General features: G+C 72.5%; 10 protein-coding genes. 6 read left to right on the top strand and 4 right to left on the bottom strand.

All coding sequences use genetic code 11. The features are described 5' to 3' along the window. A partial coding sequence (locus tag SACPADRAFT_RS0216495) for a DUF2867 domain-containing protein (RefSeq protein ID WP_007025843.1) occupies nt 1-213 on the top strand: 213 nt, incomplete at its 5' end. Between the two features lie 41 nt (nt 214-254). On the opposite strand, the gene SACPADRAFT_RS0216490 is transcribed toward SACPADRAFT_RS0216495, so the two are convergent. Continuing rightward, nucleotides 255-602 (bottom strand): STAS domain-containing protein, encoded by a 348-nt coding sequence (locus SACPADRAFT_RS0216490; protein ID WP_007025842.1) that lies wholly within the window; start codon nt 600-602, stop codon nt 255-257. Between the two features lie 138 nt (nt 603-740). Here SACPADRAFT_RS0216490 and SACPADRAFT_RS0216485 point away from each other — a divergent pair, with 138 nt between their 5' ends. From SACPADRAFT_RS0216485 to SACPADRAFT_RS0216465, 5 genes are read left to right on the top strand one after another with little or no spacing between them, the layout of a single operon-like run. Next, nucleotides 741-1,595 carry an STAS domain-containing protein gene (locus SACPADRAFT_RS0216485; RefSeq protein WP_007025841.1) on the top strand — a complete coding sequence of 285 codons (855 nt, stop codon included), beginning with the start codon at nt 741-743 and terminating at the stop codon, nt 1,593-1,595. 6 nt (nt 1,596-1,601) lie between these two features. Then, a complete protein-coding gene (locus SACPADRAFT_RS0216480) occupies nt 1,602-1,964 on the top strand; it encodes an STAS domain-containing protein (protein ID WP_007025840.1) in 363 nt (120 codons plus the stop codon). Further along, on the top strand, nt 1,961-2,386 hold the full coding sequence (locus SACPADRAFT_RS0216475) for an ATP-binding protein (protein ID WP_007025839.1): 426 nt from the start codon (nt 1,961-1,963) through the stop codon (nt 2,384-2,386). Before SACPADRAFT_RS0216480 ends, SACPADRAFT_RS0216475 begins: the two co-directional genes overlap by 4 nt. Then, nucleotides 2,383-3,381 (top strand): ATP-binding protein, encoded by a 999-nt coding sequence (locus tag SACPADRAFT_RS0216470; protein WP_007025838.1) that lies wholly within the window; start codon nt 2,383-2,385, stop codon nt 3,379-3,381. The genes SACPADRAFT_RS0216475 and SACPADRAFT_RS0216470 overlap by 4 nt, the downstream gene beginning before the upstream one ends. Next, nucleotides 3,378-4,736 (top strand): PP2C family protein-serine/threonine phosphatase, encoded by a 1,359-nt coding sequence (locus SACPADRAFT_RS0216465; protein WP_007025837.1) that lies wholly within the window; start codon nt 3,378-3,380, stop codon nt 4,734-4,736. Before SACPADRAFT_RS0216470 ends, SACPADRAFT_RS0216465 begins: the two co-directional genes overlap by 4 nt. A 42-nt stretch (nt 4,737-4,778) precedes the next feature. Here SACPADRAFT_RS0216465 and SACPADRAFT_RS0216460 read toward each other — a convergent pair whose 3' ends face one another. The 3 genes from SACPADRAFT_RS0216460 to SACPADRAFT_RS28250 all read right to left on the bottom strand — a co-directional run. Further along, entirely contained in the window at nt 4,779-5,159 is a 381-nt protein-coding gene (locus tag SACPADRAFT_RS0216460; protein ID WP_007025836.1) for an ATP-binding protein, read from the bottom strand. A gap of 196 nt (nt 5,160-5,355) precedes the next feature. Continuing rightward, nucleotides 5,356-6,273, bottom strand: coding sequence for a coiled-coil domain-containing protein (locus SACPADRAFT_RS0216455; RefSeq protein WP_007025835.1), 918 nt, complete (start codon nt 6,271-6,273; stop codon nt 5,356-5,358). 90 nt (nt 6,274-6,363) lie between these two features. Further along, on the bottom strand, nt 6,364-6,845 hold a 482-nt coding region (locus SACPADRAFT_RS28250), incomplete at its 5' end, for a class F sortase (protein ID WP_007025834.1).

Here is a 6,845-nt window from a genome sequence, read left to right as displayed (position 1 = left end):
CGGGCGGAGATGCGGCTGCCCGGCCGCGCGTGGCTGGAGCTGTCGGTGCGGCCGGACGGCGACGGCGGTGCGGTGTACCGGCAGCGGGCGCTGTTCCTGCCGCACGGTTCGCCCGGGCACCTGTACTGGCTCGCCCTGCGGCCGTTGCACGGTGTGGTCTTCGGCGGGATGGCCCGCAACCTCGTCGGCGCGGCCGGGCACGCGGACCGATGACCGGCGAGCCCGTCCTGCGAGCGGTCCGCGGATCCGGACCGTCAGCCGACCGTGCTGATGTCGAACAGTGGGATCAGCCCCGAGATCTGCAGCACCCGGTAGGCGTGCCGGTCGACGTTGACCAGCCGGACGGTGCCCCCACGCTCGGCCGTCCCGGCGTGGGCACGCACCAGGGCGCCCAGGCAGGCCGAGTCGAAGAACGAGAGTTCGCCGAGGTCGATCACCAGGTGTCGGGCACCGTCGGACAGCAACCGGTGGAGGGCGTCGTCCACGCGGGGTGCGGCACCGTAATCGATCTCGCCGCTGAGCGTGACGCGCCCCTCGGCCTCGACCAGTTCGGCACGCACGGTCGCCCCGCCGTCGGTGGTCGATTCGTCGCGTCCGGTCACCTGCTGTCCGTTTCCGTCGTTCCACAGTCCCTACCGGTGAGTACCCCACCTGGAGGTTCGCTGCCGTGTGTCCTAAGTTTGCCAGGGAGGAGCCGATGCCTCAGCGCGTGAGCTGGGCCTGAAGGTGGGAGCCGAGACATGACCGACGACACCACCGCCGCCGTCCGGGCGCGTCTGGTGGAGTTCCTGGAGACACACCGCGCCGAGATCGGACGCGAGTGGGCGGCCACCGCCGTGTTCTCCGCCCGGAACCCGGAGGAGGCCGCCGAGGAGGCGTCCGCCCTCCTCAGCGGTGTGCGCCAGGTGATCGAGACCGGATCCGAGGAGGATCCGTCGGCGGAGGGGTTCGGCACCGTGCGCACGGTGCTCGGCACCCTCGCCTCGCGGGCGGCGGGGGGACGCTCCGGGAGCAGCCGTCCCGACGTCACCGTGCTCAAGGAGCCGGTGCTGCGGCTGTGGGAACAGCGCGACGAGCCCGCGGACATCGCCTACCGGGGCGGGCTGGCCCTGGCCACCGTGCTGAACACGCTCCGCATCGCCCTGCTGGAGATCGAACTGTCGGCGGGGGCGGACACCATTCTCGCCCAGCAGGAGCAGCTCGCCGAGCTGTCCACCCCGGTGGTCAAGCTCTGGGACGGCATTCTGGCCATCCCGCTCATCGGCACGCTGGACAGCATGCGCAGCCAGGCCGCCACCGAGAGCCTCCTCGAGGAGATCGTCCGCCAGCACGCGCGGGTGGCGATCCTGGACATCACCGGGGTCACGGCCGTGGACACGCTGGTCGCCCAGCACCTGCTGAAGACGGCGATGGCCGCACGCCTGATGGGCGCGGAGTGTGTCATCAGTGGCATCCGCCCCCAGATCGCGCAGACGATGGTCCAGCTCGGTATCGATCTCGGTGAGGTCGCCACCAGGGCGAGCCTCGCCGACGCGTTCATCCACGCATTGCACACGCTCGGGATGGCCATCACCCCCGCGCGGGAGGTCGGGTAGTACGGCATGACCAACACGTCCCTCGTCGGCCTCGGCGACGTCCTGCTCGTCACGATCCAGGGCGAACTCAGTGACCGCGACGCGCTCACCCTCCAGGAGGAGCTGACCGGGCGCGTGGCCGAGATCAGCGCCCGGGGTGTGCTCATCGACATCTCCGGCCTGGAGGTCGTGGACTCGTTCCTGGCCCGGACGTTGCACGACATCGCCGGTGCCTGCGCGCTGTTGGCCGCGCGGACGGTCGTGGTCGGTATGCGGCCCGAGGTGGCGATCACACTGGTCGAGCTCGGCCTCACCCTGCCGGGGCTGCAGACCGCGCTCACGGTGAGCAGGGGGCTGTCCCTGCTGGGTGCCGACCCGGGACAGTCATGACCGGTGTCGTCACCGAGCAGGAGGTCGCCGTCCGCGAGGAGGTCGACATCGTCCACGTGCGGCAGGCGGCGCGGGACGTGGCGGTCTCGGCCGGGTTCTCCCTGGTCGAGCAGACCAAACTGGTCACGGCCGCCAGCGAGCTCGCCCGCAACACCCTCAAGCACGGGGGCGGGGGCACGGCCCGGATCTCGCTGGAGAAGGACGCGGGCCGCACGGCGCTGCGGCTGGTCTTCCGCGACGAGGGACCCGGTATCGCCGACACGGAGCAGGCGCTGACGGACGGCTACAGCAGCGCGGGGGGACTGGGCCTCGGCCTCAGCGGCGCACGGCGGCTCGCCGACGCGTTCGACCTGCGCACCGGCGACGGACAGGGGACGACGGTGACGGTGGTGTTCCGCACGAGCAGGCCCGGCAGCGGATGAGCGGGGAGGCGCTGGCCGTCCACGCGCCCGTCCACGTACACCAGGCCCGGATGGCGGCAAGCCGTGCGGCGCGCGAAGCGGGTCTGCCCGAGCGCACGGTGGAGCGCGTCGTCCTCGCGGTCTCCGAGCTCGCCACCAACCTGCAGAAGTACGCCACGGGCGGTCTGCTGATGGCGATCCCCCGGCCGGACGGACTGGACATCGTCGCCACCGACCTGGGGCCGGGGATCGCGGACGTCCCGGACAGCATGCGGGACGGGCACTCGACCACCGGCACCCTCGGGCTCGGCCTCGGCGGTGTGCGGAGGATGGCCGACCTCGTGGACATCCACTCCCGGCCCGGGGAAGGAACGACGGTGCTCGCGCGTTGGACGGTGGCGAAGCCACCCCACCTCGGCGTCGAGGTGGGTGCCGCACTGGCCGCCGCCGCGGGGGAGACCGAGTGCGGGGACAACTGGGTCGTGGCGCACGAGCGTGGTGTGACGACGGTGGCACTGAGCGACGGACTCGGGCACGGCCCGGAGGCCGCAAGCGCGAGTGCGGCGGTCACCGCCCACGTCGCCGCGAACCCGAGCGCCCCGCCCGGGCAGCTCATCGCGGCGATGGACGTCGACGCGACCGTCCGTCGCGGCGCCACGGTGGCCGTAGCACAGTTTCACCCCGCGCGGTCGACACTGACCTTCAGTGCCGTCGGGAACTCCGTGGCGCGGCTGTTCCCGGGCGACGGCACGCACGAGGCGCTGGTGTCGACGCCGGGCATCGTCGGGCGCAGACAACGCAGCGGCGGACGGGCGGCTCCCGTCGTCCGGCCGTGGAGCGGTCGGAGCCGGCTGGTGATGCACACGGACGGGGTGACGCAACGGTGGCGAGCGGAGGAGTTCGCGGAGCTCCTCGCGCACGACCCGGCCACGGCGGCCGGGTGGTTGCTGGGTCGGTACGGAAGACACCGCGACGACTCCTGCGTGGTCGTCGTGGGCGGAGGTGAGGTCGGGTGAGTGACGACCTGCGCGCGAGACTGCGCGGGTTACTGGGGGACCGGGAACTGTCCGACGAGGTGTGGCGACGGGTGTCCGCCGCGCTCGGCGGCGATGGTGCGGACACGGACGCCGCCGCGGGCGCGGCGCTGCGTGCGCTGGCCGACGTGGTCTCCGAGCGCGATCAGGACCTGCGCTGGCACCAGTCCGAGCTGGAGCAGACGAACGCCGGACTGCTCGCGCTGCACGCCGAGATCGACCGGCAGCGGCAGCGCACCTCCTTCCTGGACGAGATCAGCCGGGCCTCGGCCACCTCGCTGGACCGGGTGCACATGCTGGACGAGGTCGCCGCGCTGGTCACCGCCAACGGGTTCGCCGACCACGTCACGGTGTGGACGGTGAGCGAGGGGGGCCTGTCGTGTCCCGCCGACCCCGGCCGGGAATCCGACGAGACCACCCGCAGCGCCGTCCGGACGCGGGAACCGGTCCGCCAGGGCCCGCACCGGGTCAGCGTCCCGCTCACCGCCGGTCCGCACACCCTCGGCGTGTTCGATCTGCACCGTCCCACCGGGGAGTTCACCGGGGACGACGTGGCCCTCGCGGGCGGGATCGCGAACCGCGCCGCGGTGGGACTGCGCAACGCGAACGAGTACGAGCGGGAACACGAGCTGGCCGAACGACTGCAACGGGCGATGCTGCCGACGCTCGCGCCGCTGCAGGATCTCGGCCTCGTCGCGCGCTACCGGTCGGCGACCCGCGGTGTCCACGTGGGTGGGGACTGGTACGACGCGGTCACCCGGCCGGACGGCACGGTCGTGCTCTCGGTCGGTGACGTCACCGGGCACGGGGTCGATGCGGCCGTCGTGATGGGGCAGCTGCAGAACGCCCTGCGGGCCTACGCGCTGGAGGGACACGGCCCGGCGCAGTCGTTGCGCCTCGTGCACGAGCTGCTGCGTGGCCTGGACACCCCGCTGTTCGCCACGGCCGTGGCCGCGGAGGTCGAGCCGGCGACCGGCCTGCTGCGCTGGGCCAGCGCGGGACATCCGCCACCACTGCTGCAGGAGTCCGGGGGCGGCGTCTCCTACCTGGACGCCGAGCACGCCCCGATGCTCGGGATCCACCTGCCCGCCGGGGTCACCTTCCCGGAACACGAGCGCAAGCTCACGCCGGGCTCGTCGATCGCCCTGTTCACCGACGGGCTCATCGAGCGTCGTACGAGCGACCTCGACGCGGGTCTGTCCCGGCTGGTCGAGGCGTTCCGCTCGTGCGAGGCCACCGGGCTCGACGCGCGGGCCGAGCACGTGCTGCGGGTGATGCTCGGCGCCACCGAGCACGACGACGACGTGTGCCTGTTGCTGTGCCACTGGGACGGCTGAGCCACCGGGGGTCGGGCCGGGCCGCCGGGGCCCGGACCCGGCTCAGGGGTCGCCGACGGTCAGTTCGATCACGGCCGTCGGCACCCCCGCCCGTTCGGACCGCAGCCCGCGCACGGACCGGGTCAGCGCGGTGAGCACGTGCCAGTTGAACCCCTGCTGCGGCAGGCTGGTGCCCTCCCGGCACGCCAGTTCGGTCCACGCGGTGATGGTGCCCCCGCCGAAGGTGAACCGGCAGGTGAGCGTGGTGGGCGTGGCCGCGCGGGCGAGCAGCAGCCCGCACGCCTCGTCCACGGCCAGCCGCAGGTCGGCGATGGTGTCGAGTTGCAGATCCATGCGGATGGCGAGGTCGGCCGCGACGTTGCGAATCACCGGCACGAGGTCGGGTTCGGCGTCGACCGTCAGCTCCACGGTGCGATCCGCCACGGTTCGGGCCCCCTTCCTGACGTGAGCACCGTATGACCCGACACCGTTCCGGTCCAACACGGGCCGGACGAGTCGGCCCGATGAGCAGCCCACATCACACTTCCGAGTGAAGTAAGGGGGCCCGATCCGTCCTACCGGCGCACCGCACGGTCACCCGACCCGCGGCGGGGTCAGGGAGCCCTCCCCGGCGTCGGGATCACGACGTGCTGCCGGGTGTCTCCGTGAGGGTGGACTCCTCGTCCTCGGGTGGGGTCAGCGTGGACTCGCCCTGTTCGAGCATCCGGTCGGCCTCCCGCAGACGGGCGCGTGCCTCCTCCCGGATCGACGTCAACCGGCTGACGACGTCGTTGGCCTCGCTCGTGCGCCGGTCGGCCTCCGCCGTGGCCGACTCGACGAGTTCCCGCGCCTTCTCGGTGGCCTCGTCGACCAGCCGCTTCGCCTCGTTCCGGGCCTCGGTGAGCCGCTCCTCCGCCTCGCGACGGCTGGTGGCCTTCTCCTCGGCGATGTGCTCGTCGTGCGCGCGCCGCTCCTCGGCCAGGCGCTCCTGGAACTCGTCCTCGATCGTGCGGCGTCTGGTCTCCGCCTCCGCGTCGAGTTCCTCCCGCCTGCGGGCGGCGTCCGTGGTCATCTTCTCGACCTCGGCCTTGGTCGCGGCCAGCGCCTCCTCGTGTTCACGCTTGAGCGCGTCCGCGTGGCCGTCGAGCGTCTCGAGCAGGTTCTTGTACCGCTCGTGCAGCGTGTTCGACACCGCGCTGCTCTCGGCCCAGTTCTTCTCGGCGGCGGTCTCCGCGCTCTCGATGATCTCGGACGCGCGGTGCTGGGCGAGTTCGACGGTGCGCTGCATGCGCTCGTCGAGGTCCTCGATCCGCTCCGGCGGTTTCTTCAGCTCCTCGACCCGTGCCCGCAGCGATTCGACCTCCTGCCGGACACTGTCGAGCTCGCGCGCGGACTCCGTCGCCCGCGCCTCGGCCGAGTCCCGCTCGGCCATGATCTGATGTACCTGCGCCTCCAGGTGGTCGAGGTACTGGGCCACCTGGGTGCGGTCGAAACCATGCCATGCCTGCCCGAAGTCCCGCCTCAGCGGGAGAAGGCGGTTGTCGTGCTCGGAGACCATGGGGGAACCGTACCCGCGCGCGGCGTGTCGTCGTCGTCAGGCGGGCCGACCGGGTGAGAGCGGGCCCGCCCGTCCGGGTGCCGCACGCGTTCAGCGGGGTTCGGCGAGCACGACCCGGTTCTCCGCGTATCCGGTCGTCCCGCCCAACCACCGCCCGCCGCAGGTGACCAGCACGAGCCGGTGCCGCCCGCTCTGTCCGAAGAGTTCGTGCGCCCGGTCCGGCAGCTCGTCCTTGTGCAACGTGAAGATCCGGGTGATCTCGTACGTCCATTCCGTGCCGCCGTCGTCGAGCACCCGTACCCGCTCCCCGATCCGGGCGTCCCACAGTTCCGCGAACGGTCCCGTCCGGCCCTGCCAGTCGACATGACCCGCGAACACGCTCGCGCCGCTGGGTGCGTCCAGCCCGGCGCCCCACCACGTCGCCTCGTTGAGATCCTCCGGCACCGGCAGGACGGAGTCCGGGCCGACCTCCTCGCGGACGAGTTCGGCCGTGCCGCCCCGCGGCAGCCGCACCGTCCCCGGGGGCTGTCCGCTGCCGACCACCTCGGCGCCGGGGTCGGACTCCCCGGCGG

Origin of the sequence: Saccharomonospora iraqiensis subsp. paurometabolica YIM 90007 (assembly GCF_000231035.2) — a bacterium.
GTDB lineage: Bacteria > Actinomycetota > Actinomycetes > Mycobacteriales > Pseudonocardiaceae > Saccharomonospora > Saccharomonospora paurometabolica.
This window is presented reverse-complemented; position numbering and strand designations above follow the sequence as displayed.